At 78.5% G+C, this 1,365-nt stretch carries 1 protein-coding gene; it reads right to left on the bottom strand.

Annotated elements, in window-relative coordinates; all coding sequences use genetic code 11:
• Window positions 1-1,365, bottom strand: a 1,365-nt coding sequence (locus ACJA3G_RS37000) for an FUSC family protein (RefSeq protein WP_406557391.1), incomplete at both ends; no start/stop codon positions are given.

Genomic DNA, 1,365 nt, shown 5'->3' with positions numbered 1-1,365 from the left:
TCCGAGAGCTCCGCCAGACGGTCGAGCAGCAGGCCCGCGCCCTTGCGCACCACCCGGTCCGACCGGTCGGGCCCCGCCTCGCCGTCCCACGCGGCCAGCGCCTCCTCCACCTCGCCCCACCGCGGCACCCGGCGCTCCCGCACCGCCCGCGCGCCCCGCTCGGTGGCCCGGCGCAGCGCCCCGCCGAACGCGGCGGCGGCCGGCACCGGGGGCGCGCCGCTCTCGGGGACGTGCGCCTCCATCAGCATCGCGATCCGGCCGAGCTGCTCGACCGCCCGCCCGGCGTCCTCGGCCGCCGACCTGGACAGCCCCCGGTGGCGCACCGGCTCGTGGGTTGCCCGGTCCAGCGCCTCCTGCCAGGCGAGCCGGGCCGCGCGGGTGTCGAGCAGCGCCTCGCGCACCTGGCCGGCGGGGGCGGCCGGGTCGGCGTACCGGTCGGTGACGGCCGCCGCGTACCGCCCGCAGGCGGCCAGCCAGTCCGCGAGCCGGGTACGCAGCCGGGGCGTCTCCCACGCCGGGTACAGCGCGTACGCGGCCATCGCCAGCACCCCGCCGACCAGCGTCAGCAGCACCCGGTCAGGGACGGTCTGGGTCCACTGGAGGCCCCCGGTGCCGAGCAGGAAGACCACATACGCGGAGACACACGCGCTGGCCGCCGCGTACCCCGTACGCATCAGCAGGTACATCAGGAACGCGCAGATCACCGCCAGCGTGACGGACAGGCCCGGGCCCGGGTGGGTGAGCTGGACGAGGCCGGTGGCCAGGGCGACGCCGACGAGGGTGCCGCCGAAACGGGCGACCGCGCGGGAGTACGTCTGGGAGAAGTCCGGGCGCATCACCATGACGGAGGCCATGGGCGCCCAGTAGCCGTGGCCGAGCGGCAGCGCCTTGCCGAGGAGGTAGCCGGTGGCGGCGACCGCGCAGACGCGGGCGGCGTGCCGGAAGACCGGGGAGTCGCGGCGGCCCAGCTCCTTGCGCATGGTGGCGAGGGCGAGCGGGACGAGCCGGGGCAGGGTGGGCCGCAACAGCGGTCCGGTCCCCTCGCCGCCGGTGCCCTCCGCCGTTTCCATGACGTCGCCGAGGAACGCGGTCAGCCGGGTGGCGGCGCGCCGGGCCGGCCCGGTGAGGATGGCGCCGGTGTCGGGCGTCCGCAGCGCCGCCTCGGCGGGAGGGGGGATGCGCACGGCCTCGCCGTGCCGGATCGCCCGGGCCGCCCCGTCGAGCACGGAGGCGGCGGCGGCGAGCAGCTCGCGCACCCGGTCGCGCTCGGGGCCCTCCTGCGGGACGCCGAGCGCGGGGTCGGCGAGGGAGGCGAGGACCGGGCGGATCCGTTCGGCGACGCCCCGGGACCCGTGCAGCTCCGCC

The organism is Streptomyces sp. YS-3 (assembly GCF_045257485.1).
Lineage (GTDB): Bacteria > Actinomycetota > Actinomycetes > Streptomycetales > Streptomycetaceae > Streptomyces.
Note: the sequence above shows the minus strand (reverse complement) of the source record. Positions and strands in the feature narration are given on the sequence as shown.